Source organism: Dehalococcoidia bacterium (genome assembly GCA_040902535.1).
Lineage (GTDB): Bacteria > Chloroflexota > Dehalococcoidia > DSTF01 > JACRBR01 > JBBDXD01.
This window is the reverse complement of sequence record JBBDXD010000019.1, coordinates 201389-226538: the sequence shown is the minus strand read 5'-3', so window position 1 is coordinate 226538 and position 25150 is coordinate 201389. Positions and strand designations below refer to the sequence as shown.

Genomic DNA, 25150 nt, shown 5'->3' with positions numbered 1-25150 from the left:
CATCGCCACCTTGCGACGACGCGGACCTCAGCCCCGCACGACATGGGCGGTACGCCATTGTTAACGGAAGGTGATGTCCGGCACCGCGTGTCCGACGCCGGCCAACCCCTCCGCTCCGGCGACGACCCGCTGATGCGCCAGCCCGATCGCGGTAACTGATTCGTCGCACACTAACCAGCGGCGACCGAGCTGCTGCGCGGCGACCGCCGTCGTGCCGCTGCCGCCGAAGAAGTCGGCGACGACGTCGCCTTCGTTCGACCACACCCGCACGACGCGATCCAACAGCGCCAGCGGTTTCTGCGTCGGGTAGCCAACGCGCTCGCGAGACGTCGCCGCGATCGCCGGTATGTTCCACACGCTGTCCAACGGCTTGCCGCCCTTCAGGTAGTAGCGCCGCCCGCGCGACATCATGTATCGTCCGCGCTCGTCTTCATGGCAATACTTCGCGAGCATCGCCGATGTCACCTCGCCGCGGATGCGGTTGAACGTCGATCCCGGTGCGCCGTAGACCAACAACGTGTCGTGCTTGCGCAGCACGTGGCGCGTCGCGTTCGACGCGCCGAGCCCGTAATGCCAGACGATCTCGTTGCGAAAGACCTCGCCGCCGAAGATGCGGTCCAATTCGACCTTGACGTAGTGCCCGGCGTGCCAGTCGCAATGCACGCAGAGCACGCCTCGCGACGCGAGCAGACGGCGCATCTCGAGGAACCGCGTACGCAGCCACGTCACGTACTCCTCGATGCCGTCGGTCCACGTATCGGCGAATCCCGCTCCGCCATCCGTGAGTGCGTGGTCGCGCCCCGTGAAGAACGGCGGGTCCGCGTAGATCAGATGGATGCTTGCGTCCGGCAGCGCGCGCATCACGTCCAGGTTGTCGCCCTGGATCAGCCGGTTCGGCGGAAGCCGCGGCGATCCGAAGCTGACGCGCTCCCGAGAACCTTCGTCAGAGCGGGTGCGCTGCGAAGTACTCACGCGTCTCCTGCACGTCCGCCGCAATCGCCTCCGTCAGCGCGTCGATGCTGTCAAACTTGATCTCGCCGCGCAGCCGGTGCAGGGCTTCGATGCGGATCTCGCGCCCGTAGAGGTCGCCCTCAAAGTCCAGGATGTACGCCTCGACCGACGGCCGCTCATCGACAAACGTCGGCTTGATGCCGATGTTGGTTGCCGAAGCATAGGTGCGCCCGCCGACGATCGCGCGGGTAACGTACACGCCGAACGCCGGCATCGCGCGGTCAGGCGTCACGGCGATGTTTGCCGTCGGATAGCCGATCGTCCGGCCCCGCTCGGCGCCCCGCACCACGGGCCCGCGGATCGAGAACGGGCGCCCCAGCAGTTGCTGCACGAGCCCCATGTCGCCCTCGGAGAGTGCGTTGCGAATCGCCGTGGCGCTGACGGCCCCGGACGTGCCTCCAAGCGGCGACGGCAGTACGTCAACGTCGAATCCGAGTTCCTCGCCGATCTCCCCGACGCGGGCCGGCGTACCTTCACGACCACGCCCGAACGCGTGATCGGGCCCCATGAGCAGGTAGTTGATGTCGAGCGTGGCATGAAGCAGTTCCAGGAACTGGAAGGCCGATAACTCGGCGACCTCAGACGTGAACGTCAGCGGCGCCACGGCGTCGACGCCGGTCGCCCGCAAGAGTTCGACGCGCTCTTCCAGGCTCGTGAGGTACGACATGCGGACGTCGGGCCGCAAGACCTGCACCGGGTCCGGATGCAGCGTGACAACGCCACTTGCCAGCCCGCGTTCTCCTGCCCGCTGCCGCAGCGTGTCGATGAGGTGGCGGTGACCCAGGTGCACGCCGTCGAACACACCGATCGTCACCCCAAGCGGACGCCCCGGTGCATGACGGCTGAGTTCTTCGCGCGAAAGCAGCATGCCGGTAGGGTACCCGCCACCCCGTCGGAGCAGGAAGATGATCGCGCCGTGTTAGAATGCTCGCACACCCTTCCGGCCTGCCCGCGGAGCGACTCGAGGCGATGGACAACGAGTACCACCTCGACTACGACCAGATTCTAAACAGCATCCGCAACGCGGAGGTCGTCGCGTTTCGCTTCGTCACCGTGCCCATGCGACTCCTGATCGACAATCGCTCGAACGAGATCGATCCGCCCATGGTGAAGCTCGTGCCGCGCGTCGTCAGCGCTGAAGAGCGCTTCAAGAGCCTGAAGATGCTGCGCCCCCGCTTCAAGCTGCCGAACAAGATCAGCGCCATCTGGTGGCCGCGGTACATCGCCAGCCTGGAAGAGACCGGCGTGTGGGACGCGCTCGTCAAGCGCATCGCCGATGGCGGCTTTACGGACGCCGCCGCGGAATGCGCTTCGATCCTCGCCGAACTCAAACGCATGGAGCGCGATGAGGTCGCGAACGCGATCGCCGGCGAGGGCTACCGCACGCTCTGGCCCGCGACGCGCTGACGTTGGACCGGACGAAGTTCATACGCCTCGTACGACGCGCCCTGCGCGAGATGCCGCAGCCCTTCAAGCACCATCTGAAGGAGATCGACATTATCGTCAAGCGGCGTCCAACCGCGGCCGATCTGGACGCCGCCGGGCTCGTGCCGGGCGAGTCGATGTACGGTTTCTACCAGGGCGTGCCAATGACTGAGCGCACCAGCGGCTATGGCATGACCGTGCCCGACGTCATCTACATCTACCAGGAGCCGCTCGAAGAAGACTTCGCAGACGACGGTGCGCTCGTCGAAGAAATCCGCACGACGGTGCTGCACGAAGTCGGACACTTCTTCGGCATCGACGACGACCGCCTCGACGAGTTGGGCCGCGGCTGAGCGCCGGGTTTAGCCAGACGCGGTAGCCGCCTATCGCTCGTCGCCTGCCTCACGGTGGTGCGCCGCGCCCTCCTCCATCGGATAGTGACTTGTTTGAAGCTAGCATCTGGGACGGTGCGCCCCTGCCGCCCGGCAGAAGGAGCATTGACACGTTTGGTCGGGTTGGGGAGCGACGGCTTGACTTAACATCGCGCTCGTTTGATCGCCTCTGGGCCCTCCGGTACTCTCAAGCCAAGCTTCGACCCGCGGCGCGGTTTTCGTAGAAGGCCAGATGCCCGAACTCGGCAAGACACTGTCACAGGCGAGAGTCACGCGCGGACTGACGCTCGAAGATTGCGAGCGCGACACCCGCATCTCCAAGCGGTACCTGGACGCGCTCGAGCGCGAGGACTGGAAGATCTTTCCCGCGCCCGTCTATAGCCGCGCCTTCCTGCGCACCTATGCCCAATATCTGTCGCTTGACCCGCAGCAACTCATGCGCATGTACCAGGCGCAGGAAGAACCGGAGATCAAGCCTTTGCCGGAGGTGCGCGCCACACCTGCCACTGGTTCGATGAATTGGACGCTCGCCAGCATCGTCGCGGCGTTCCTGGTGATCGCCGGCGCCTTCCTGTATCTCTCGAGTCGCAGCGATGGCGACAACGACGACCCCTCGGTAGCGTCGCCGGGTGACGCGGTGCCGACGTCAGCACCGGAGGGCCAGGGCGGCGGTCCGCAGCCGGGCCTCGGGCGGCCCGTCGGTGAGGTCGAGAAGGACGTCGTGCCCGATCTCGCCGGCGTGCGCATCGATGATGCGATCGCGGCGCTCAAGCAGGCCGAGATCGACTACCTGATCGTCGAGACAGACACCGCCGCCGGCACCCCCGGCGTGATCACGTCGCAAAGCCCGGCCAGCGGCAGCGATGCCGACGGCAGCACGTCCGTCACGCTCGTCGTCCCCCGCGGCTAGCTACGAAAGACTGCCCGTCGCAGCCGATTCGCTAAGATGATCCGTGCGTTATCACATCGTCACCCTGGGTTGCGCGAAAAACGTCGCGGACAGCGAGCGCATCACGCGCGTGCTCGGCGCCGGCGATCACGCCGAAGTCGCCGCGCCGGATGCCGCCGACGTCGTGATCGTCAACACTTGCGGCTTCATCGACGCCGCGAAGGATGAGTCCGTCACGACGATCGTCGAGTTGGCGCAGGCGAAGCGACGCGGCCAAAAGTTGGTCGTCGCCGGCTGTCTGACCGCGATCCACGGCGACGAACTGAAGGCCGAAGTCCCCGAGATCGATGCCGTGTTCGGCGCCGAGGACTGGGCGGGCATCGGCAAGTACGCCGCCATGGTCGAGCCGGTCGTGCTCGACCGCCAGCGCTACGACATCCCCGAGACGACGCGCGTCGCGCGTCCCAGCGCCTACCTGAAGATCTCCGACGGCTGCAACGCTCCCTGCACCTTCTGTATCATCCCGAAGATGAAGGGCAAGCTGCACAGCACGCCCGCCGACGACCTCATCACGGAAGCGCGCCGGATCGCCGGCGAGGGCGTGCGCGAGATCGTGCTCGTCGCGCAGGACAGCACGGACTACGGGCGCGATCTCGGACTCCGCGACGCACTGCCGGAGCTGCTCGAACGGCTGTCGGCCGCCGTGCCGGATGTGCCGTGGATACGCATCATGTACGCGTACCCGGGGCACGTGACGCCGAAGCTCGCGGAGACCATGGCGCGCCTCCCCAACGTCGCACGTTATATCGACATTCCGCTGCAGCACGCCGCTGAGAGCGTGCTGCAGCGCATGAAGCGCCCGAGCAACACGCGCATGGTGCGCGAGATGTTCGGCAGCCTGCGCTCCGCCATGCCGGACATCGCGATCCGCACGACGTTCATCGTCGGGTATCCGGGCGAGACCGACGCGGAGTTCAACGAACTCCTCGCTTTCGTGCGAGAGATGGAGTTCGACCACGTCGGATGCTTCACGTTTTCGCCTCAGTCGGAGTCGCCAGCAGCGCACGAGCCGGATCCGGTGCCCGAGAAGATCAAGAAGCGGCGCCAGCGCCAGCTCATGGAAGTAGCGCAGCAGGTCTCGATCATGCGCAATCGCCTCATGGTCGGCCGCGAGATCGACGTGCTTGTAGAGTCGCTGAGCGAGACCGAGGAGGGCGAGCGCGCGGGGATCGCGGTCGGACGCTCGTACCGGGATGCGCCGGAAGTGGACGGACTGGTGTTGCTCGAAGGCGCTTTCCAACCCGGCGACTTCGTCCGCGCGACGGTCACGTCGGCGCTCGCGTACGACCTCGTCGCACGCCCGATCGCGCAAGCTGTGACGACCTAAAATCGCGAAGCGTGGACGACAGGCGCCCTCGCCGGTCCATCCGCCGCCGCAGGCGAAGTTCTACGCCTTGCGCCCGACCACCAACGTCATCACCAGCGGACGCACGACGTAACCATCGAACTCCGCGTCGATCAGCGCGCACAGATCCGCGATCAGCGCCTCCTTCTCGTCACGAGGCATCATCTGCGTGTTCGAGTATGAGCGCACGAGATCGGCGTACTGATCCGTCGGATAGGTCTGGTCCCAGCGGTAGCGATGGAGGCGGACCGATCCGAACAGGCCGCTCGCCTCGACCTCCTCCAGCACCGAGGGAGTGACGTCCTCGCCAGGCAAGGGCCGGTTCTCCTCATTCGGACGGTAGCGCAGGTAGATGGGAAAGCAGCGCTCGAAGAAGCCACCGTCGACGTCTGAGGCGATCTGCTCCGTACCGATGACCGCCAGGACGCCGCGCGCGCGAAGAAGCCGCGATGACTTCGTGAGGCGCACGTCTTTGTCCACCCACCCGAATGACGTGGCGCTGACGACGGCATCGAACGAGCTATCGGGGAGCGTGGCATCCTCGAACCGTGCGTGTACAACGTCGAGCGGCTTACCCGCGAACTTCTCGCGAAGGAATGCAGCCATGTTCGCTCCCGGTTCGACCGCCGTGACGCGGAAGCCGCGATCGATCAGGGATGCCGTCGCCTTACCTGTGCCGGGCCCGATCTCTATGGCGTCGAACGGCGCGTCGCAGCCCCCGGCCCGCAGATACGCGATCAAGTCTTCGAACAACGCGTCGGGATACGATGGCCGCGCGCGCTCGTACGCTGCGACTTCCTGGTCGAACCAACTCGTCGGGGCGAGGCCGCGCGGATCGGCGTCAGGCGTCAAACGAAATCACTTCCCGCTCGACGTCCGTCACCTCGGCGTCGAGGCGCGACTGCTCGACGAACGCCACGATCTCCGACAAAACGTCGTCACAGTGGCGTGCCGTGTTGGCGACGCAGGCGACGCCCATGGTCGCGATCTGCCACGCATCGTTGTCATCGACCTCGGCGACGGCCACCTGGTACTTGTTGCGGAGGCGCTGCGCGACGCTGCGGACGACCTGCCGCTTGTCCTTCAGCGATCCGCTCTCCGGAATGCGAAGGGTGAAGCGCAGCACGCCGACGTTCAGATCGCCGCCTCTTCGGTCTCTTCCTCGTCCTGCTCCTCGATCTGCGGCAGCGGCGGCAGGTCATCCGGCTTCTCGAGCCCGAAATACTCCAGGAAGCGCACCGTGGTCCCGAAGAGCGTGGGCCGCCCGATCACCGGCGCCCGGCCGACTTCTTCGATCAGCCCGCGCGCTATCAGCGTGCGGATCGGCCCGTCGCAATCCACGCCACGCACCGACTCGATGCCGGCGCGCGTCACCGGCTGCCGGTAGGCGATGATCGCCAGCGTCTCGAGGGATGCATTCGTCAGCGGCGGATGCTCCAGCCCCAGGAACCGCTCGACGTACGCGGCGGTCTGTGGCGCCGATACCAATTGCACCAGATCGCCCGTCTGCTGCAGGCGCACGCCGCGGTCGCGACACGCTTCCGTCAGCTCCTCCAGCCGATCGAGCACTTCCTGCCTCGGCGCGTTCACCGTGCGCGCCAGCGCGGCGATGTCGATCGGCGCGTCCGCGACGAACAGCACCGCCTCCAGGATTGGCAGCAACTCGTCCGGCTCGGGCCGCTCGATGAGCTTAGGCTTGCGCTTCTTCAGGTGCGTCGGCGTTTGCTCGTTCGTCATGTGTCCCCTCGTCGGCGGGTCGTTCCCATCCGGATGGAAGCTGCGTTGTGCGCCCGGGTCGCGCCGGTTCCTCTTTGAGCAGCAGTTCGCGGTAGTGCAGCGTAGCGCGCGGCGGGGCGGACACCCGCACGCCGATCTCTTGCTCCACGATCTCGTGCGCCCGCCGGCACGCTTCGTCGGCGGTCTTCGCCAGGTCGGCCCCGGCATCGACGTGCAGGTCGAGCACGACTTCGACGGCAGTACCCCGCGCCGCGACGATCGAGCGACAATCTGCTACGTGCGCTACCTCCCGGACACCGTCATCGATGCGCCCGGCGATCTCCGTCGTCTTGATCGTCGCGTCGCCCGCTTTGACGTCGCGCACGCGCATCTTCTCCGTCGGCGAAGGCGTCAGTTGCACGATGATTAACGTCAGCATCAGCAGCGATATCACGACCGCGACCAGCGTCACGATGGTCTTCGCCTCGCGCGTTTCGTGGTCGGCCAGGTAACCGGCGAAGTCATCGACCCAACCGATGCCGTCCGAAGGCGCCGCCCATGCGATCAGCACCACGATCGCCAGCGCGAATATGATGAGCATGGCCGCAACGATGATGATGAAGCGGTTGACCTGCTCGAGCGCGCCGTCGCTCACAACGCCTCCCCTTCGAACCCGCCGTCGGCGTTCACCGTCACGAGCCGCGCCACGGTGAGCTGGTTACGCAACTCGCGGTGCGAACGAGCGGTGACGCGGATGTAGTTATCTGTCAGCCCGTCCCACGCCGGCGCTCCATTGGCATCGCCGCGGCTGCGCTCCCAGAGCACCGGCATCACCCGTCCCGCAAACTGATCGAGGAACGCCCGGCGTGACTCCGGCGCGACGGCGAGCATGCGCTGCATGCGTGCGTGTTTCACATCGTGGGGCACCTGGTCCGGCAGGCGCGCGGCGACCGTCCCCGAGCGTTTCGAGTACGGGAAGACGTGCATCTGCGCGAATCCCATCTCAAGGCAGAACGCGATGCTCTCCTCGAACTCAACGTCCGTCTCGCCCGGGAACCCGACGATCACATCCGTCGTGATCGCCACGCCGTCACCGGTGTGCGCGCGGATCCGCTGCGCGGCGTCGCGATACTGCGCCACGTCGTATCGCCGGCGCATGCGGCGCAGCGTCGCGTCGGAGCCGCTCTGCAGCGCCAGGTGGAAGTGGCGGCAGAGGCGCGGGTCGTCCCATAGTCCCAGCAGCGCCGGCGTGATGTCCTGCGGTTGCAGCGAAGAAAACCGGATCCGCGGCACCGACGTCTCGGCCAGCACCGCCGCGATGACATCGGCGGGCGCCGTCCCGGCGTCGCGGCCGTATGCGCCGAGTTGCGTGCCCGTGAGCACTACTTCCTGGACGCCTTCCCGTTCACGCGCCTGCACTTCGCGCACGACGCGCTCGATGGGTTCGCTGACTTCGCGCCCGCGCGTCTTAGGCACGATGCAGAACGCGCAGACGTCGTTGCAGCCTTCCTGCACCTTCACGAATGCGCGCGTGCGCAACGCGGTCGGCTGCTCGACGGCCCGCATACGCCGGACGACGCCGATCCGGTCGGCGATCGACGCTTTGTCGCGTGTGTGGATCGCTATGTCCGCACCGAGTTCGCGCGCGATATCGGCGGGCGCCGTCTGCAGGTAACAGCCGGTCAGCACGATGGGCGCGTTTGGCGACAGCCGCCGCGCGAGGCGCACCATGCGCCGCGCCTTGCGGTCGGCGACGTGGGTGACCGAGCAGGTATTGATGACGTATGCGTCGGCGATAGCAGGCCGATCGATGACCTGGACGCCGCGCTGCGTGAACTGGCGCGCGATCGACTCGGAGTCGGCCTGGTTCAGCTTGCAGCCGAGCGTGATGATGGCGACCCGCCCGATGCGAGGGCTGGTGGAAGGCGGAGCGACATAGCGAGAGGGCCGGTCTGCGACTAGCGGGAGGTCGACCGGGGCCAGTGTCTGCGTCGCGTGCGGGTTGATGCCGGCGCCTCCCTGCAGATTCGCAGGCATCATAACAGCAGCGGCCGTGTCGCGAGTCTAGGTCAACTGCAAGCGCTAAACCCGCACACGGGACACGTAACGCAGCCCTCAGCATGCACCAGGGGACCGCCGCAGTCAGGGCAGTCCCGCGCACGCGGCAGGACGATCGTTCGGACACGGATACGGCGAGTCATGGCGGTCTCCGTTGGTACAAATGTTCTGTTCTGGCGATCATAATAGAACGCCTGTGCGATGTCAAGACCTCAGAGTGGCGGCCAGGCACATCTTCTATCCTCTTTCTGCCGAGCGAGAGGGAAAGCCGCGCCATGCACATCCTCGTCGCGCCGCAAGAATTCAAGGGAAGCCTCACCGCGGTCGAAGCCGCGAGCGCCATCGCCGCCGGCGTGCGCCGGGCGATGGCCGGCGCGACCGTCGACGAAGCGCCGGTGTCTGACGGCGGCCCGGGCCTCGTCGACGCGCTGATCGCCGGCCGCGGCGGTGAGCGCCGTACGATCACCGTGCACGATCCGCTGATGCGCCCGATCGAAGCCACGTGGGCGCTGCTCCCGCACGCTACAGCCGTCGTCGAAATGGCTGCAGCCTCCGGACTGGTGCTGCTCGCGGAAGCCGAGCGCGATCCACTTGCCGCGACGACGTCCGGCGTCGGCGAGTTGATCGTCGCCGCGCTGGACGCCGGTTGCGGCAACATCATCGTCGGCGTCGGTGGCAGCGCGACGGTGGATGCGGGCGCCGGTGCGCTGCAGGCGCTCGGCGCGCGCCTGCTCGATGCGTCGGGCGCCGATCTCGATCGCGGTGGCGCTGCGCTCGCGGATCTCGATCGCATCGATCTGACAACCATCGATGCGCGCGTAGCCCGCGCGGCGATCCGCGTTGCGAGCGACGTGCGCAACCCGCTCTACGGGCCCGAAGGCGCCGCCGTCGTCTTCGGGCCGCAGAAAGGCGCATCTCAGCAGGCGGTCGCGACGCTCGACGCCGCCCTGCGACGCTTCGCCGAGGTCGTGCAACGTGACTTCGCTCTCGACCTCCAGGCGATCGAGGGCAGCGGCGCGGCGGGCGGTCTCGGCGCCGGTCTTCTCGTCGGCACCGGTGCGACGATCGAGCCCGGCTTCCCGATCGTCGCTGATGCGATCGGGTTGCGCGCGCGTGTCGAAGCGGCGGATCTCGTCGTCACGGGAGAGGGCCGGCTCGACAGCCAGACCGCGTACGGCAAGGCCGCCGCCGGCGTCGCCGCGGTGGCGCGCGAGTGTGGGAAGCCGGTGATCGCCGTCGCGGGCACGATCAGCGACTATGATCCGTCCTCGCTCATGTTTGACGCCGTGATGGCATCGACGCCGAGCGGGATGCGCCTCGAAGACGCCATGCGCGCAGGAGCGGCGCTTGTCGCCGAGGCGGCGGCGCGCCTGGTCCGCGACTTCGCGCGGTAACTACGTGCTGCGTCGATACCGGCGTCCTCGCGCGTTTCGCTCCGGGCCGGATTCGGGCTCCTCCTCTTCGTCGAGAAGATCGCCCTCTTCTTCGTCATACTCCGCGTCCTCGTCGATCTCTTCGTCCTCGGAGTCGACGGCGAAGAAGCCGAGCGGATGCGCGCTCGACCGCAGGTAGACGAGCACGCCCAGGAACACGGCCGCCGCGACGAACAGCAGAGCGCCGTCGGTAAACGTGTGGTCGCCCGTGATCAGCGTGTCCCAAACGAACGGCAGCATGATCGAAAGCTGCGCTGCGTACGGGATCCAGCGCAGCAGGCGGTTCTCGTCCGGGCGCCAGACGATCAGCGCGTAGATCGGCACGAGCATGAGCATCTGCGAGCCGATGATCCGCTCCGCCGCATCGTTCGCACCGAGCGATAGCGCGGGCACGCCCTGCGTCACCAGCGCGAGTCCGGCGAAGATAGTCCAGACGCCAAGCAGAATGATCGCGGCGCGGTATACGCCCGATGCAGGGACGACGTCGGGTTCCGAGCGGGTCGCGGCCGGGGGGGCGGGTTCCGCGGATCGGCGCATACTCAGAGCGTATCAGTTTGGCGCGGCAGGTTCGTCATCAGCAGCACGAGCGCGCCGGCGCACACCAGGATCGGCACGACCGCCTCGTCCGCGCCGAGGTCGCCGCGCGCCCAGTGGAACGTCGCCGTGAACAATCCGACGAACTGCTCGAGCGTCGCCAGCCATAGCACGAACCGGTAACGCACGGGATTGCGCGCCGCGTACAGGTACGCCACGCCCAGCACGCCAACAGCGCCGCTGACAGCGCGTGCGCCGAGCACCCCGTCGACATCGCCGACGCGGAGCGGGCCGGCGTTCGTCAGTTCCAGGAGAAAGATCAGCAGGTTCCACGCGCCGAGCGCGACGAGGACGAGTTGGAGACGCGCATGCGACGTCGGGTTCGGGCGGCCGATCTGTCGAGCCTGCATGCCGATGTGTGCGCCTCCGTACGACGCGCGGATTCTAACACGGCACTTGGCGCATGAGCGAGCAATTGTTTAGTCTGGTGAGCGGTAGCAGAAAGGCCGCCAATCGGCGGCCGTTCGTCGTCTTAGTCGCTGGAGCGTCTAGTCGTCGTTCTCGAAGAAGTCCTCGACGATGTCGTCCTCGTCGTCGAAGTCCTCGTCTGATTCGTCCTCCAGCAGGTTGGAAGTGACCTCTGCGACGCCCGGTTTGCCCCAGATCGTCTCGTAGTTTTCGCCCGTGATCGCCCTTGCCGTCTCTTCCCGTTCGAGCTTCGCCAGCTCGGCCAGGCACTTCTCGCACTGGCGCACCATCGCGGCGGAGCCGGTGTCGGCGTATCGCCGCACGATGTGATCCCAGATGCCCAGCGCGACGACACTCTGCACGTACTTGGGCCAGGGGATGATCGTGATCGTGTCCGGTTTGCCGAAGCGCGGACGCATCTTGATCAGCGACTGAAAGCGCTCCTCCGGCGTGTTCGCCATCGGCACGACGCGGATCATCGGGCCGTCCACCTCGCTCGTGCGCAGGTCCATCAGCAGCGTCTTGCGAAGCAACGGAAAGTACATCGCAATGACATCGACGAGGTCGATGTTGCGATTCACTTCGGAGACGTCGATGCGGTAATCGGAGTCCAGAGATGCCTCCTCGCGGCGAATATCTTCACGATCATGATAGCACGATATTTCCGAGCGCAAGCCACTAGGCGCGCAATCCGTCGACTGCGGCCGTCGAAATTGACGAACGCCACGCTGGCGCGCTGTGCCATCGTTTGTATGCGCATCGCGGCGGTGCAGGCTGTTCCGAGTGCGGCCTTGAGCGGCAGCGAGGCCGCGCACGCGGTCGAGCGGCTTGCGCCGAGGCCGTTCGCTACAATCGACATCATCTGTCAACGAAAGGGAACGCGTGAAGCGCCGCACTCCGTCTCGATTCGGGCGCCTGTTCCGCTGGCGCAACGTCGAACCGATACCCGGCGCGCTCGAAGCGGCCGCGCCACCCTCGCCGGGCGGTACGCTCGATGCCACATTTCGCGCGCTTCGTAATCGCAACTACCGGCTCTTCTATACGGGCCAGGCGATCTCGCTCAGCGGCACCTGGATGCAGACCATCGCCCAGGCGATCCTCGTCATCGAGCTCACTGACTCGAAGATCGCCCTCGGCACCGTGACGATGCTCCAGTTCTTGCCGATCACCATATTCGTGCTGTTCGCTGGCGTCATCGCCGACCGCGTGCCGAAGCGCAACTTCATCTTCGCCACGCGCACGCTCGCAATGGCCCAGGCGCTCGTGCTGGCGGCGCTCGTCTACTCCGGCCGCGTCGAGTTGTGGCACGTCTACTCGCTGGCCTTCGTGCTCGGGCTCTCGAACGCGTTCGAACAGCCCGCACGCCAGGCGTTCATCGTCGACATGGTCGGCAAGGACGACCTGATGAACGCCATCGCGCTCAACTCGGGCTTGTTCAATGGCGCGCGGCTCGTCGGTCCTGCGTTCGGCGGCGTGATCATCGACCTGTTCGGCGTCGACACGGCGTTTCTGATCAACGGACTGAGCTTCATCCCGATCCTGCTCAGCCTCGCTCTGATGGACACATCGCAACTCCACGGCACGGAAAGTCGCAGGAGCGACCGCATGAACCCGATCGGCGAGTTGCGCGAGGGGCTGTCGTACGCATTCCGGACGCCGTCGGTCTTACTCGTCGTCATCCTCGTCGCGATCGTCGGGACGTTCGGCTACAACTTTACGGTGATGCTGCCGCTCCTCTCGGAGTACGTGCTCGACCGCGGACCGCGAGGCCTCGGCTTCATGACGGCAGCGGTCGGACTCGGCGCGCTGATCTCGGCGCTCGTGCTGGCGAGCCGCTCGCGCGCCGCCGTTTCGACGCTCTTCATCGGTGGCTTCGCGTTTACGGCGCTGCTCGCCGGCGTCGCGTTCAGCCAGTGGTACCTGCTGACGCTCGCGCTGCTCCTGTTCCTGGGCGTCGCCAACACGACGTTCGCATCGACGGCGAACACCTCGCTGCAACTCGCCACGCCAGACCACCTCCGCGGCCGCGTGATGGCGCTCTACATGCTGCTCTTCGCCGGCTCGACGCCGATCGGCGGCTTCCTCACGGGCTTCCTCGCGGAGACCATGGGCGTTTCGACGGCGATCGCCGTCAACGCCGCCGCGTGCCTCCTTGGCGTCCTGATTGCGCTCGCCTACTACGTGTCGCATCGCGAGTCGATCGCACCTCGCGAACTGCATACGAGCCCCGCATGACGCCGCGACGACGGGCTCAGGGGATCGCCCCGGCTTCCTTCATGGCGATGATCTTCTCCCAGTCGAAGCCCATCTCCAGCAAGACCTCTTCGGTGTGTTGTCCCAGTTCCGGTGAGAGCCCCTTCGGCGCGTTCGGCGTCGCGTAGAAGTCGACCGGCGTGTTCACGATGGGCACCGCGCCATCCGGCCCCGCAACCTGCACGACGGAGTTCGACGCCTGCACGACGGGATCTTGCAGCGCCTGGGTGATCGTGTTCACCGGCGCCCACCAGACGTTCTCCCGGTCGAAAATAGGCGCCCATTCGTCGAGCGTGCGCTTCGCGAATTCGCCATCCAGTTCGCCGACGATGCCTTCCGAATTCTGCCGTCGCAGGCTGATGTCGCTCCAGCGTTCGTCCGTCGCCAGATCCTCGCGCCCCAGCGCGCGCAGCAGATCCGGCCAGTGTCGGTCTCCTTGCAACAGGAGGAGCCAGAACCAGCGATCGTCCTTCGTCTTGAAGCAGTTGATGATCGGATTCGGCGCGTGATACCTGTCGTAGGGCTTCGTCTGCACGCCCAGCCGCATCTCCAGCGCGTAGTCCCAGCCCATCATGTAGACGCCCGTGCGCACGAGCGACACGGCGACGCGCTGCCCCTCCCCCGTGCGCTCGCGATGATAGAGCGCTGCCGAGATCGCGGCGGCGCCGCTCAAGCCCGTCATGTGATCGCCCATACCGCCGCGCTGCTGCGGGATCGGCTGCCCGTCGGCCGTCAATGATGCGCCGACCCCCGCCCTCGCCCAGAACGCGCCGATGTCGTAGGCGGCACGGTCGCGGTCGGGGTTCTCCGGCCCGTGCCCCGTGACCTGGCAATAGATGATCTTCGCGTTCGTCCGGCGCAGCTCGTCGTACGAGAAGCCGAACTGCTCGAGCACGCGCGGCCGCATGTTGCTGATGAACACGTCTGCTTCATCGAGCAAACGCCGCCCGATCGTGCGCGCCTCTTCGTTCTCGAAGTTCAGGCAGACGCTGCGCTTGCCGCGATTGTCGATCTCGAACGGCGGGTTGACGGGAATCGACGCGCCGAGCGCGCTTGCGAAGAGCCCGCGAAACGGATCGCCCGCCGGCGGCTCGATCTTGATGACGTCCGCGCCCCAGTCGCAGAGGATCGCCGCGCACGACGGCCCCGCCACCCACACACCCATCTCGACGACCTTGATGCCGTCCATCGGACCCGGCATACCGCCCCTCCTTCACAGTTTGGAATGCGGTGATTATATGGGCAGGGTGGCGCTGCTTGGCGTCTAAGCGGTAGCTTGTTTTTTACTAGAAGCAGTCCGCCACGTGCAGGGATCGATGTACATGGCGTCGGATCGGAGATGAGATGCTGGCCAGGATCGATCACAAGTACATCGTCGCCATCGTCGGCGTGTTCTCCATCTTCATGGAACTCATCGATACGACGATCGTGAACGTCGCCATCCCCACGCTCGCCAGCGAGTTCGAAGTCGACTCGGCGTCGGTCATCCAGTGGGTGATCACGGGCTACCTGCTCAGCCTCGCAGTCTTCATTCCGGTCAGCGGGTGGGCCGGCGACCGCTTCGGCACCAAGCGCGTTTTCATGTTCGCCGTCGCGACGTTCACGTTGGCGTCGCTGCTCTGCGCCTTCGCGTGGAACGTCGAGACGATCATCGCCTTCCGTGTGCTGCAGGGCGTCGGCGGCGGCATGCTTTCGCCCGTCGCGTTCGCGATGGTCTGGCGCGCCTTTCCGCCGGAGGAGCGCTCGAAGGCGGCCGGCATCATGGTCGTGCCCGCGGCAGCGGCGCCGGCCAGCGGTCCCGTCGTTGGCGGGCTCCTGATCGACTACGTCTCGTGGGAGTGGATCTTCCTCGTCAACGTGCCCATCGGGGTCGTCGCGCTGCTGATCACCGCGCTGTACATCAGGGAGCACCGCGAGCCGAACCCCGGCCGCTTCGACCCGCTCGGCTTTATCCTCTCCGCCGCCGGACTCGCGCTCGTCGTCTTTGCGCTGGCGGAGGCCGGGGAACGCGGCTTCGACGACCAGCGCGTCATCGCCGGCGGCCTCGCCGGGATCGCGCTGCTCGCGGCGTTCGCGCTCGTCGAGTTTCGCGTGCGCGAGCCCATGCTCGACCTGCGCATCTATCGCGACTCGTTGTTTCGTGCCTGCAACCTCGCCTGGCTCGTGACGATGTTCGGCGGGGCGTCCATGATCTTCCTCGTCACGCTCGAGCTGCAGGCCGTCCGCGGCCTGTCGGCGCTCGAGTCGGGACTCACGACGTTTCCGATGGCGATCGGCGTCATGATGATCGCGCAGCCCGCCAGCCGCATCTATCGCGTCGTCGGGCCGCGTCGCATGATCGGCGCCGGGCTCGTCGCCATGGCGCTGACGACGCTGGCGCTGATGTATGTGGAGCTAGACACCAATCTGTGGACGATCCGGGCGCTGATGCTCGTGCGCGGACTTGGCTTCGGGTTCGTGCTCGTGCCGTTGCAAGCCGCCACCTATGCCACCGTCTCTGCGTCCGACACCGGCCGCGCGACGGCGCTGTACAACGCGGCGAGCCAGGTAGCATCGAGCTTTGGCGTCGCGATCGGAGCGACGGCGCTTACGAGCCGGCTCTCCGATCACGGTGCCGTACTTGGGCCTGCGACTCCGGCCCCAGCGATCTCGGCATTCCACGACGTATTCCTGCTCATCGGCCTGCTCTCGCTCGTTGGCGTTTTCGTCGCACTGCTGATCAACGACCGCGCCGCCGCACCGACGATGGCGCCAACGAAGGTCACCGAAGTCCCGGAGGCTGAACAACGCGACGTCGCTCCGGCGCCGCGACCCTGAACCAACGCGTCGCCGAAGGATCTTGACGCGATGCTAACAGCGAGGTCGCAGGGCGATCCGCGCACACGGCGCGATTGACCTCGCCCGCCCGACCGACGCCCATCGTCTTTGCACTCCAACAGCCAGCGCGGCTCGTCTAGAATCTGTGCCAACTACCCGGCGACTTTTTCACCGTGAAGGAACGCTCATGGCCGAAGTCGAAGTCGAGCAGCAGCCCCCCGAGGCCCCCGGCAACCCACCCCCCGGAAAGGCCTACCCCGAAGAGGTCCGCTTTCTCGCCGGCCCGCAGAGCCGCCTCGCCGAACTTCTGCGCGTACTGCGCATCGCCTGGGAGTTCGTTCGCGGCTTTCGCACGCTGCACTTCGTGGGCCCCTGCGTCACGGTGTTCGGCTCCGCGCGCTTCGCTGACGACCACCGCTACTACGCGCTCGCGCGCCAGACAGCAGCCGAACTGGCGCGGTCGGGATTCACGATCATCACCGGCGGCGGGCCCGGCGTCATGGAAGGCGCGAACCGCGGCGCCAGGGAAGCCGGCGGACGTTCCGTCGGCGTCAATATCGTCCTCCCGCATGAACAGGCATCGAACAGGTTCGTAGATATCGTGCTTACGTTCCGCTACTTCTTCGTGCGTAAGGTCATGCTCGTGAAGTACTCGTACGCCTTCATCGCCTTGCCCGGCGGCTACGGCACCTTCGACGAGATCTTCGAGGCCGCGACGCTCATCCAGACCGGCAAGATCAAGGACTTCCCGCTCATCCTGATGGGCGTCGATTTCTGGACGCCGCTTCTCGATTACATGCGCGCGCACCTGCTGGCCGCCGGCACGATCGGTGGGGGCGATCTCGCGATGTTCCATCTCACGGATTCGCCGCAGGAAGCTGCGACCATCATCCGCGATGCCGCGATCCGGAAATTCGGCTTGAAGTACGCCGAGCCGATCCGCCGCCGCAAGGCGCTCGGAGAATGAAGGCGCCGCTCCATCCGGAGCGGCGCCTTCCTGCGACCATCTGCTGTGCTTACACGCTCGCTCTCGCGATGCGTAGTGCGGGTGCCGCCCCGACGATCGCCACGCCGGACAGCGCCAGCAACCCGATCGTCATAGGCAACGCGGGACTTTCGCCGCCGGTGCCTGCGTTCGGGAGTTGCACGGCAGGCGCCGGTGCCGCCGTATCGATGACCGCCGCGGGCACGGCCGGAGCTTCGACGTGCGCGGCGGGCGGTGCGACCGGCGCCGATTCGATGGGCGCTTCGGCGGGCGCGGCATCCGGCGATGTGGCCGGCGCCCTCGTCTCGTTCGCGGCGATCGCTTCCAGGTAATCCATCACCGCGGTCCATTCCTCGGGTTGCGGGAAGCGCGTCCGTTCGCCTGCGCGAACAACGCCTCCCGCCGCCGGCCCGCCAACGACCATCAGGGCAGCGGCCGCGATGGCAATGCCCAGCTTCAGCTGGATCTTCGTCATTGTTCCTCCGTGCTAGTCCCCCAGGTGGAGCTCCCCCGGATAGCATCGGCCGCAACGCGCGAACCTTATGACGCGTACAAGTGTTCGACTTGGCGACGCGTTGCTGTTAGAGTCGAACGCATGGTGCTCTCCGCGACGCAAGAGACACGCGCCGACGAATCACCGTCGCGACGGCGTCGGTGGCGCGGGCGCCCTCGTCCCGAAGCGATCCCGCAAGGTGAATTTCCCGATCTCATCGGCCGCCTGCTGGCGATGCGCGGGATCGTGACCGATGCGTCCGCGCGCGCTTTTCTCGCCTCCCCTGAAGGTCAGCCGGATCCGTACGCACTGCCCGCGCTTGATATCGCGATCGAGCGCATGCTGCGCGCCGTCCGCGAGCGCGAGACGGTAGCGATCTTCGGCGACTTCGACGTTGACGGCGTGACCTCCGCCGCGCAACTTTCGCAAGCGATCGCCGCGCTCGGCGGCGTGCCCGTGCCCTACGTCCCGGATCGCTTCAGCGAGGGCTACGGCCTCAACGTCCCGGCGATCGAACGGCTGCGCCGCGATGGCGCCACGCTGCTCGTCACCGCCGACTGTGGCACGAGTTCTGTGCATGAAGTGGCGCGCGCTCGCGAAATCGGCATGGACGTGATCGTGCTCGACCACCACACGGTGCCGCCGGCGCTCCCGGACGCGAACGCGCTCGTCAATCCCAGGCTGCCCGGTGCAACGCCCGGCGGCATGCTCGAACTTGCGACCGCGGGCCTCGCGTTCCACGTCGCGTCCGCGCTCCACGACGCTGCCGGTCGCCCCTTCGACGCCGAGGCGTACCTCGATGTCGCAGCGCTCGGCACCGTCTGCGACATGGCGCCCCTGGTCGATGAGAACCGGCGCCTCATGCGCACAGGCATCGGCGCGCTCGCGCGCACACGCCGCCCCGGCCTGCGCGCGCTGATGGACGTCGCACGCATCGACCGCCCGAACGTCACCGCCGAGGACATCGGCTACAAGCTTGGTCCCCGGCTCAACGCCGCTGGACGCATCGCACACGCGAAATTAGCCCTCGAGTTGCTCATGACGGACGACGAGGAGCGCGGCATGGCGCTCGCGCTCCAACTCGATGCCCTCAACCGCGAACGTCAGCGCAAGACGAGTGATGCCGTGCAGATGGCGACCCAGATGATGGGCGATCGGGAGCACCCGGCGCTGATTATGATCGGCCACGAAGAGTTCTCGTCCGGCATCGTCGGGTTGATCGCAGCGAAGCTCGTCACGCTCTACGGACGGCCGTCCGTCGTCTACGAGATCGGCGACACGACCAGCCGCGCGTCATGCCGCAGCATCGACGAGTTTCACATCACCGACGCCTTGCGCGCGCAGCCGGACCTGTTCGTGCGTTTCGGCGGTCATCGTGCTGCGGCCGGCTTCACGGCGGAGAACGCGCGTATCGAAGAGGTACGCGCTCACCTGGTGGCCGAAGCGGAGCGCGAACTGGCCGGCCGCGAACTGGCACCCGTGCTCGAGATCGACTGCAATCTCCCGCTCAGCCAGCTCCGTGGCGAAGAGCTGCGCTGGCTGACTCGCCTGGGACCGTTTGGCATCGGCAACCCCGCGCCTGCGTTCCTCGCGCGCAACGTCGTCGTCACCGAGACGAAGTGGCTGGGCGATGGCGACAAGCACCGTCGCCTCAAGCTGCGCGATGGCGCCACCGTGTGGCCAGCCGTTGCGTTCGACATGGCCGAGATCGCCCTCGCCGCAGGCGACAACGTCGACGTGGTCTACACCATCGAAGTCTCGCCCGCCGGCATGGTCGGACTGCGCGTCGAGGACTTGCGCCCTGCGGGAGCTACGTCCCCTCCGGCGTAACGATCGCGTCCGTGAGTCCCTGCGCCTCGGCGAGCGTCGCTGGATCCTCGCCGCAGCCGAAGTCCACGCCCGTCACGCCGTCGTCGTCCATCATCAGTTCGAGGGCCAGCGTCGTCCCGGGAATCTCCGGCCGCACGTACGAGAACAGTACGGCGTAGTCACCCGCCGGATAGATGCCGGCAGAAGTCGCGTCGTACACAGCGTAGAGTTCCATCTGCTGGTCGCGCAGCCGCTCCGCTAAGAACACTTCGTCCGCGCGCAGGAACGCGCCTTCGCACTGCGCGACGGGGAATACTTCGACCTCGGTGCCGTCAGCTTCGTCCGCCTCGCACTGCGGCGGTCCGCCTGCGCCCATCACGTCGATCTCGCACGCCACCATCTGGAATTGGAACATCGCCTCGACGGCCTGGAAGTCACCGGCGACCATCGATGCGATCGCGTCGTCGACGGCGGCGATGCCTGAAACGCCGTCACTCCCCGGCGTCGGCGAAACGGCAGGTGTCGGCGAGGCTGCAGCCGTCGCTTCGGCAGTAGGTGTGCGTTCCGGCGTCGGATCGGCGTTGTCGTCATCATCGCCGCACGCCACAGACGCGAGCAGCGACGCAGCCGCGGCGAGCGAAAGTACGAACAATGGGAACTTCATGGCGGGGGACCCCTCTAGTGTGCGATTTACTGTCTTCTCATCGTTGTCTGTTTTGCTATCGACTGGAAGACGCCGGCATCCGCCGATTTGTTCCGCCTATCGCGGCGGCTTTCGCATCGCCAGCGACGACTGTACTTTCTGGAGCATCTTCGTCTCTTCGAGCACTTCGCCCGTGCCCTTCACAACGCAAAACAGCGGATCCTCCGCCACGTACACCGGGAACCGTGTCTCCTGCGCCAGTCGCCGATCAAGTCCCCGCAGCATCGCTCCGCCGCCCGCAAGAGCGATGCCCCGGTACATCAGGTCCGCGACGAGTTCCGGCGGCGTGATCTCGATCGTCGAGCGCACCGCGTCGATGACGGCGTTGATGCTGCCCGACAGCGCGTCACGGATCTCGACCGTGCTCACTTCGACGCTTTTCGGCAGTCCCGTCGCAAGGTCGCGCCCGCGGATCTCGACGATACCTTCCTCTTCGAGCGGATACGCCGACCCCGCCTCGATCTTGATCTCTTCCGCCGTGCGCTCGCCGATCAGCATGTTGTGCACCTGGCGCGCGTACGCCATGATCTCCTGGTCCATCTCATCGCCGGCCGTGCGGATCGATGTGCTGACAACGACGCCGCCGAGCGCGATCACGGCGACCTCCGTCGTGCCGCCGCCGATGTCGACGATCATGCAGCCGTTCGGTTCCATGATCGGCAATCCGGCGCCGATCGCCGCCGCCATCGGCTCTTCCACGAGGAACGCCAGCCGCGCACCGGCGTTGAGCGCTGCATCGTGCACGGCGCGCTTTTCGACCTCCGTCACGCCGGATGGTATGCCGATGACGACGCGCGGCCGCGGAATGCCGAAGCCAAACCGCTCGTGCACGGATCGAATGAAGTACTGGAGCATCCGCTCGGTCACTTCGAAGTCCGAAATGACGCCGTCCTTGAGCGGACGTACGGCGATGATGTTCGACGGCGTCCGCCCCACCATGCGCTTGGCCTCCTCGCCGATCGCCAGGATCTTCTTCGTGTGGCGGTCGATGGCGACGACGGAAGGCTCGTCGATGACGATGCCGCGCCCCTTGACCATCACCAGCGTGTTCGCCGTACCCAGGTCAATGCCGACGTCATGCGAAAAGAAGCCCAGCAGGGCCGTTAGCGGATTAATCACCCGATCCCTCGGCGCGAAGCTATCTGCGAGCGCGCCGAAGCACCGGCGCAGCGACGGGCATTATAGGCGCGAACGAGCGACGATAGAAGCGCGGCAATTGAGGCTTTGAAAAGGTGCCGGACCCTAACCGTAGCATCTGCCACGCGGCTGCCCCTGTTCTGCTATCCAGCTACCGGTCGCCCCGCCCCGCGAACGTCACGACGTCCTGGATCGCGGGCCCGAACGAGGCGATGAAGTCGTGGCTCGCGAGCACCTCGGAGTTGATCGTGTACCGCTTGACCAGCGCCGCGTTCTCGATGAACTGCGTCTCGCTGTCGTCCGCCAGCGCGATGCCCGTGCAGGCGACCGTGTTGTACAGGCAGTCTCGCGTGTTGCCGATCGTCGCCAGTCGCACGCCATCGGCCGCCATCACCCCCGCCTGGTAGCGCCGGATGTCCCTGATCTGCGCATTCGCGCCGTCGGCGACGAGTTCGGCGCCCGCCTGGAACGTCTTGTCGCACGGGATCAGGTCGATCACGAACTTCTTGTCGGCGCTGACCCCGTTGAGCGGGGAGTCCAGCGCGACGACGGCGCTGATCTCGAGCCGCTCGCCGGGCGGCCGCGTCGCGTCGCGCGCTCCCGCAAGGAAGCTCAGGTAGCCGCCAAGGCTGTGCCCGACGAGGATGAAATGCGACTTGGGATGCTGCTCGCGATAGTTGCGCAGCATCTGCTCCAGCAAGGCGACGCTCTGCGCCGCAGGCCGGTCCGTCGCGGTACACGGATAAGGCTCCGGCTGCCACGTGCCGTCAGCGGTCAGCGAACCGCCGTTATAGCTGAAGTCGAGCAGCCGGTCAGCGCCATAGCCGTTCGCGACGAACGCCGCCTTCATCGCGTCGAACCGGTGGTCCTCCAACACCGTGCTCTGCGTGCCGTCTTCATCGAGATACGTGTAGAGACCCTGCACGAACACGACGACACCGGTGCCCGGCGGATAGCAGCGCGCCGCGCTCATCGATACGGCGAGCAGCACCATGGCGCACAGCGTTACGAGCCGTGCGCGCCTCATCGACGTGCCACCGTCGCTGCGTGCGAACCAACGAAAGACCTCTGCGTTTCTTTGCGGTTCACTGTGCTCCCCCCGGGCGTGTCAGCCAAGGAACTCGTAGCCGCCGGCGACGCCGTCCGGCTTCTGGTCGATGATAACGTTTACGCAGGCCGGCTTGCCGCTCGCGAACGCGCGCTCGATCGCGGGGAAGATGTCGTCCGCTTCCGTCACGAATTCGCCGTGGCCGCCGAGCGCCTCGACGACCTTGTCGTAGCGGGCGTTGTCGCCCAGACGCGTCGCCACGACGCGCTCCTCGCCGTACATCTTCGCCTGCCCGACGAGGATCTGGCCCCACTGGCGGTCATTGCCCACGACGGCCACCACCGGCATGTCAAACCGCACCAACGTGTCGAAGTCGAAGCCGTTGAGCCCGAACGACCCGTCGCCGTTCACCATCAGCACGCGCTTCTTGGGATGCACGCTCTTCGCCGCGATGCAGAAGCCCGTGCCGACACCGAGCGTGCCGAGCGGGCCCGGCCCCATGAACTGTCCCGGTTGATTGACCGGCAGCACCTGCGACGCCGTCGCGACGATATCGCCGCCGTCGCCCACGACGATCGTATTCTCGTCGACGAACTTCGCCATCTCGTTGCACAGGCGCAGCGGATGGATCGGCGAGTTGTCGGAGTGCAGCCACTTCTGCCGCAGCTCGAGGACCTTTGTCTCGCCATCGCGCAGTTTCGAGATCCACTCGTCGTGACGCACCGTGCGCGCGCCGATCTCCGCCGTAATCTGCATCAGCGCGCTCTTCGGGTCGCCTTCGATGCCGACGTCGATGCCGCGGTTGCGCCCGAGTTCGTTCGGGTCGATATCGATCGAGATGATCTGCGCCTGCGGCCCGATGCTGCCGCCGTATCGCAGCCGGAAGTCGAACATCGTGCCGGCGAAGAGCACGACGTCGGCCTCGCCGAGCGCCGTGCGCCGCGTACGGCTCATGAACTGCGGGTGCTCCTGGCTGACCGTGCCGCGTCCCATGTCGTTGAGGTAGATCGGCGCCTGGACCTTCTCCGCAAGTTCCCGCAACGCCCCTCCGGCGTCCGACCAGTAGACGCCCGTGCCGCCCATCACGACGGGCCGTTCGGCGTTCGCCAGCATCTGCGCGGCGCGCTTGATCAACGCCGCGTCGCCCTGCGTCTTGCCCTCGGTGCGGTATCCCTCGGGCAGCTTCGTCTGTTCTTCTTCGACGCGGCCGAAGAGGATGTCCGAAGGGATCTCCAGGAACACCGGCCCGTATCGCCCCGTGAGCGCGATGCGGAACGCCTGCGCCAGGTAGTCGGGGATGCGGTGGGTGAACGGGATCGTCGCCGACCACTTCGTGATCGGGCGCATCATCTCGACGGTGCCGGGGATCTCCTGCAGCGCTCCCATCAGCGACGTGCGCAGCGGCGCCGCGCCGCCGATCACCAGCAGCGGGCTCGCGTTCTGGTAGGCCGTCGCCACGGCGGTCACGGTATCGGTGACGCCCGGCCCCGCCGTCACGACCGCGACGCCGCATTTGCGCGTCAGGCGGCTGTACCCCTCCGCCGCATGCCCCGCAGACTGCTCGTGCCGCGTATCGATGATGCGGATCCCTTCGTCGATGCAGCCGTCGTAGATGTTCTGGATGTGCCCGCCGGAGAGCGTGAAGATCGTGTCGATGCCCTCGCGCTTGAGCATCCGCGCGACGAGGTCGCCGCCGTCAATCTGTGCCATCGGCTCGGTCTCCTCGCTTTTCGTGATGCGGCGGGCTACGGGGAGTGTAGGAGCGATACGCCGCTGGCGGTACGGAGCCGGTAGCGCAGAAGGGGCCAACTCGATTGTTTGAGATTTTCGTGTTCCCGCAGGGCGCCTGTAGGTTCAAACTTGATTGTCCGGTTTGATTGAGTGGGCAACTTGCGCGCGCCCGCGGCCCAGGCGACTCGTTTAGCGGAGCAACGATAGCCAGCCAATCAGTGCGCATGTCATGCGCCTCCCGCGACGATCCTAGCCCGTTCGCACGAGATGTCGAAGCGGGTGAGGGCACTGGCCGGCGTGGCCTGACGGAGACGTTGACGGCGGCGCTCATCGGGGCGCGGGCCTACGGCACGGGCGTCCCGCCCTCAGCCGGCGCAATCGTGATCTCGTCGCCGATGAAGTTATCTTCGTCCTTCTCCGTCAGGCATTCGACGATGTACTCTCCCGGCGCATCGACCGAGAAGTCGAACGCGATCGCCCCGGGGAACGGCGTCTTATCGGGAGCGCCGTTCTCAAGCGGGATGACGGCGTGCTCCCCCAGCCGCTTGATGATCTCCTTCTTGCGGCGCAACTCGCAATGGAACGTCACGTCGACGGGGTAGAACTGCTCGTACTGCACGAGCACCGTCAGCGGCGCGCCCGCGCGCATCTCGCCGCTGATCTCGATCTCCGTGAAGAACTCCGTGCCGGGCGTCGCATCGGCGAACCGTACGCCGCAGGCCGCAATCAGCACGCTCGAAAGCACGAGAAGGATGAGGGGACTTCGTTTCACGTCGGGCATCCTAGTCGCCGCCGCGGGCGCGGACAAGCTGGCGTCTTTGCGGCCCGTGCGAGTGATCCTGT

Annotated in this window: 26 protein-coding genes; 9 read left to right on the top strand and 17 right to left on the bottom strand. The window is 66.5% G+C overall.

All coding sequences use genetic code 11. The features are described from left to right. Positions 1-60: 60 nt before the first annotated feature. Together WEB52_10745 and ribF are read right to left on the bottom strand one after the other, a co-directional pair. Positions 61-972 (bottom strand): site-specific DNA-methyltransferase, encoded by a 912-nt coding sequence (locus tag WEB52_10745; GenBank protein ID MEX2226914.1) that lies wholly within the window; start codon positions 970-972, stop codon positions 61-63. Beyond that, positions 944-1879, bottom strand: a complete 936-nt coding sequence (ribF, locus tag WEB52_10740; GenBank protein MEX2226913.1) for a riboflavin biosynthesis protein RibF — start codon at positions 1877-1879, stop codon at positions 944-946. Before ribF ends, WEB52_10745 begins: the two co-directional genes overlap by 29 nt. A gap of 56 nt (positions 1880-1935) precedes the next feature. Between ribF and WEB52_10735 the strand changes: the two genes are divergently transcribed. From WEB52_10735 to rimO, 4 genes are all read left to right on the top strand, one after another. Continuing rightward, a complete protein-coding gene (locus WEB52_10735; protein MEX2226912.1) occupies positions 1936-2418 on the top strand; it encodes a hypothetical protein in 483 nt (160 codons plus the stop codon). Between the two features lie 2 nt (positions 2419-2420). Then, on the top strand, positions 2421-2789 hold the full coding sequence (locus WEB52_10730) for a metallopeptidase family protein (protein MEX2226911.1): 369 nt from the start codon (positions 2421-2423) through the stop codon (positions 2787-2789). Between the two features lie 271 nt (positions 2790-3060). After that, on the top strand, positions 3061-3738 hold the full coding sequence (locus WEB52_10725) for a helix-turn-helix domain-containing protein (protein MEX2226910.1): 678 nt from the start codon (positions 3061-3063) through the stop codon (positions 3736-3738). Between the two features lie 43 nt (positions 3739-3781). Beyond that, positions 3782-5104, top strand: a complete 1323-nt coding sequence (gene rimO / locus WEB52_10720) for a 30S ribosomal protein S12 methylthiotransferase RimO (protein MEX2226909.1) — start codon at positions 3782-3784, stop codon at positions 5102-5104. 60 nt (positions 5105-5164) lie between these two features. On the opposite strand, the gene WEB52_10715 is transcribed toward rimO, so the two are convergent. From WEB52_10715 to mtaB, 5 genes are read right to left on the bottom strand one after another with little or no spacing between them, the layout of a single operon-like run. After that, positions 5165-5974 carry a class I SAM-dependent methyltransferase gene (locus WEB52_10715; protein MEX2226908.1) on the bottom strand — a complete coding sequence of 270 codons (810 nt, stop codon included), beginning with the start codon at positions 5972-5974 and terminating at the stop codon, positions 5165-5167. Continuing rightward, positions 5964-6248 carry a DUF503 domain-containing protein gene (locus WEB52_10710; protein MEX2226907.1) on the bottom strand — a complete coding sequence of 95 codons (285 nt, stop codon included), beginning with the start codon at positions 6246-6248 and terminating at the stop codon, positions 5964-5966. Before WEB52_10710 ends, WEB52_10715 begins: the two co-directional genes overlap by 11 nt. 8 nt (positions 6249-6256) lie before the next feature. Continuing rightward, complete coding sequence (gene scpB, locus WEB52_10705) at positions 6257-6859, bottom strand: SMC-Scp complex subunit ScpB (GenBank protein MEX2226906.1); 603 nt, start codon at positions 6857-6859, stop codon at positions 6257-6259. Beyond that, positions 6813-7493 carry a hypothetical protein gene (locus WEB52_10700; GenBank protein MEX2226905.1) on the bottom strand — a complete coding sequence of 227 codons (681 nt, stop codon included), beginning with the start codon at positions 7491-7493 and terminating at the stop codon, positions 6813-6815. Before WEB52_10700 ends, scpB begins: the two co-directional genes overlap by 47 nt. Then, positions 7490-8875 carry a tRNA (N(6)-L-threonylcarbamoyladenosine(37)-C(2))-methylthiotransferase MtaB gene (gene mtaB, locus WEB52_10695; protein MEX2226904.1) on the bottom strand — a complete coding sequence of 462 codons (1386 nt, stop codon included), beginning with the start codon at positions 8873-8875 and terminating at the stop codon, positions 7490-7492. Before mtaB ends, WEB52_10700 begins: the two co-directional genes overlap by 4 nt. Positions 8876-9171: 296 nt before the next feature. Between mtaB and WEB52_10690 the strand changes: the two genes are divergently transcribed. Then, the gene (locus WEB52_10690) at positions 9172-10290 is read left to right on the top strand and encodes a glycerate kinase (GenBank protein ID MEX2226903.1); all 1119 of its coding nucleotides are present in this window, start codon (positions 9172-9174) and stop codon (positions 10288-10290) included. On the opposite strand, the gene WEB52_10685 is transcribed toward WEB52_10690, so the two are convergent. The 3 genes from WEB52_10685 to WEB52_10675 form a co-directional block, all read right to left on the bottom strand. After that, positions 10291-10866 carry a hypothetical protein gene (locus tag WEB52_10685; protein MEX2226902.1) on the bottom strand — a complete coding sequence of 192 codons (576 nt, stop codon included), beginning with the start codon at positions 10864-10866 and terminating at the stop codon, positions 10291-10293. It abuts the gene before it with no gap. Between the two features lie 2 nt (positions 10867-10868). After that, positions 10869-11273: a hypothetical protein gene (locus WEB52_10680; protein MEX2226901.1), complete on the bottom strand. Its 405-nt coding sequence runs from the start codon at positions 11271-11273 to the stop codon at positions 10869-10871. A gap of 138 nt (positions 11274-11411) precedes the next feature. Continuing rightward, entirely contained in the window at positions 11412-12005 is a 594-nt protein-coding gene (locus WEB52_10675; GenBank protein MEX2226900.1) for a hypothetical protein, read from the bottom strand. Between the two features lie 208 nt (positions 12006-12213). Here WEB52_10675 and WEB52_10670 point away from each other — a divergent pair, with 208 nt between their 5' ends. Beyond that, a complete protein-coding gene (locus WEB52_10670) occupies positions 12214-13566 on the top strand; it encodes an MFS transporter (GenBank protein ID MEX2226899.1) in 1353 nt (450 codons plus the stop codon). A 16-nt stretch (positions 13567-13582) separates the two neighbouring features. Here WEB52_10670 and WEB52_10665 read toward each other — a convergent pair whose 3' ends face one another. Beyond that, entirely contained in the window at positions 13583-14785 is a 1203-nt protein-coding gene (locus WEB52_10665) for a CoA transferase (protein ID MEX2226898.1), read from the bottom strand. Between the two features lie 143 nt (positions 14786-14928). Here WEB52_10665 and WEB52_10660 point away from each other — a divergent pair, with 143 nt between their 5' ends. Continuing rightward, a complete protein-coding gene (locus WEB52_10660; GenBank protein MEX2226897.1) occupies positions 14929-16401 on the top strand; it encodes an MDR family MFS transporter in 1473 nt (490 codons plus the stop codon). A 187-nt stretch (positions 16402-16588) separates the two neighbouring features. Next, entirely contained in the window at positions 16589-17368 is a 780-nt protein-coding gene (locus WEB52_10655) for a TIGR00730 family Rossman fold protein (protein ID MEX2226896.1), read from the top strand. Positions 17369-17417: 49 nt separating this feature from the next. Here the strand turns inward: WEB52_10655 and WEB52_10650 are convergent, their stop codons facing one another. Then, on the bottom strand, positions 17418-17861 hold the full coding sequence (locus WEB52_10650; protein ID MEX2226895.1) for a hypothetical protein: 444 nt from the start codon (positions 17859-17861) through the stop codon (positions 17418-17420). A gap of 120 nt (positions 17862-17981) precedes the next feature. Between WEB52_10650 and recJ the strand changes: the two genes are divergently transcribed. Beyond that, positions 17982-19709, top strand: coding sequence for a single-stranded-DNA-specific exonuclease RecJ (recJ, locus tag WEB52_10645; GenBank protein MEX2226894.1), 1728 nt, complete (start codon positions 17982-17984; stop codon positions 19707-19709). Here recJ and WEB52_10640 read toward each other — a convergent pair. From WEB52_10640 to WEB52_10620, 5 genes are all read right to left on the bottom strand, one after another. Next, positions 19690-20352, bottom strand: coding sequence for a hypothetical protein (locus WEB52_10640; protein MEX2226893.1), 663 nt, complete (start codon positions 20350-20352; stop codon positions 19690-19692). The two genes, recJ and WEB52_10640, sit on opposite strands and share 20 nt — an antisense overlap. Before the next feature lie 96 nt (positions 20353-20448). Beyond that, positions 20449-21510, bottom strand: coding sequence for a rod shape-determining protein (locus tag WEB52_10635; GenBank protein MEX2226892.1), 1062 nt, complete (start codon positions 21508-21510; stop codon positions 20449-20451). Positions 21511-21679: 169 nt separating this feature from the next. After that, positions 21680-22555 carry a lipase family protein gene (locus WEB52_10630; protein ID MEX2226891.1) on the bottom strand — a complete coding sequence of 292 codons (876 nt, stop codon included), beginning with the start codon at positions 22553-22555 and terminating at the stop codon, positions 21680-21682. Positions 22556-22636: 81 nt separating this feature from the next. Continuing rightward, the gene (locus WEB52_10625) at positions 22637-24286 is read right to left on the bottom strand and encodes a thiamine pyrophosphate-binding protein (GenBank protein MEX2226890.1); all 1650 of its coding nucleotides are present in this window, start codon (positions 24284-24286) and stop codon (positions 22637-22639) included. A gap of 364 nt (positions 24287-24650) precedes the next feature. Continuing rightward, positions 24651-25079 (bottom strand): hypothetical protein, encoded by a 429-nt coding sequence (locus WEB52_10620; GenBank protein MEX2226889.1) that lies wholly within the window; start codon positions 25077-25079, stop codon positions 24651-24653. Between the last annotated feature and the right edge of the window lie 71 nt (positions 25080-25150).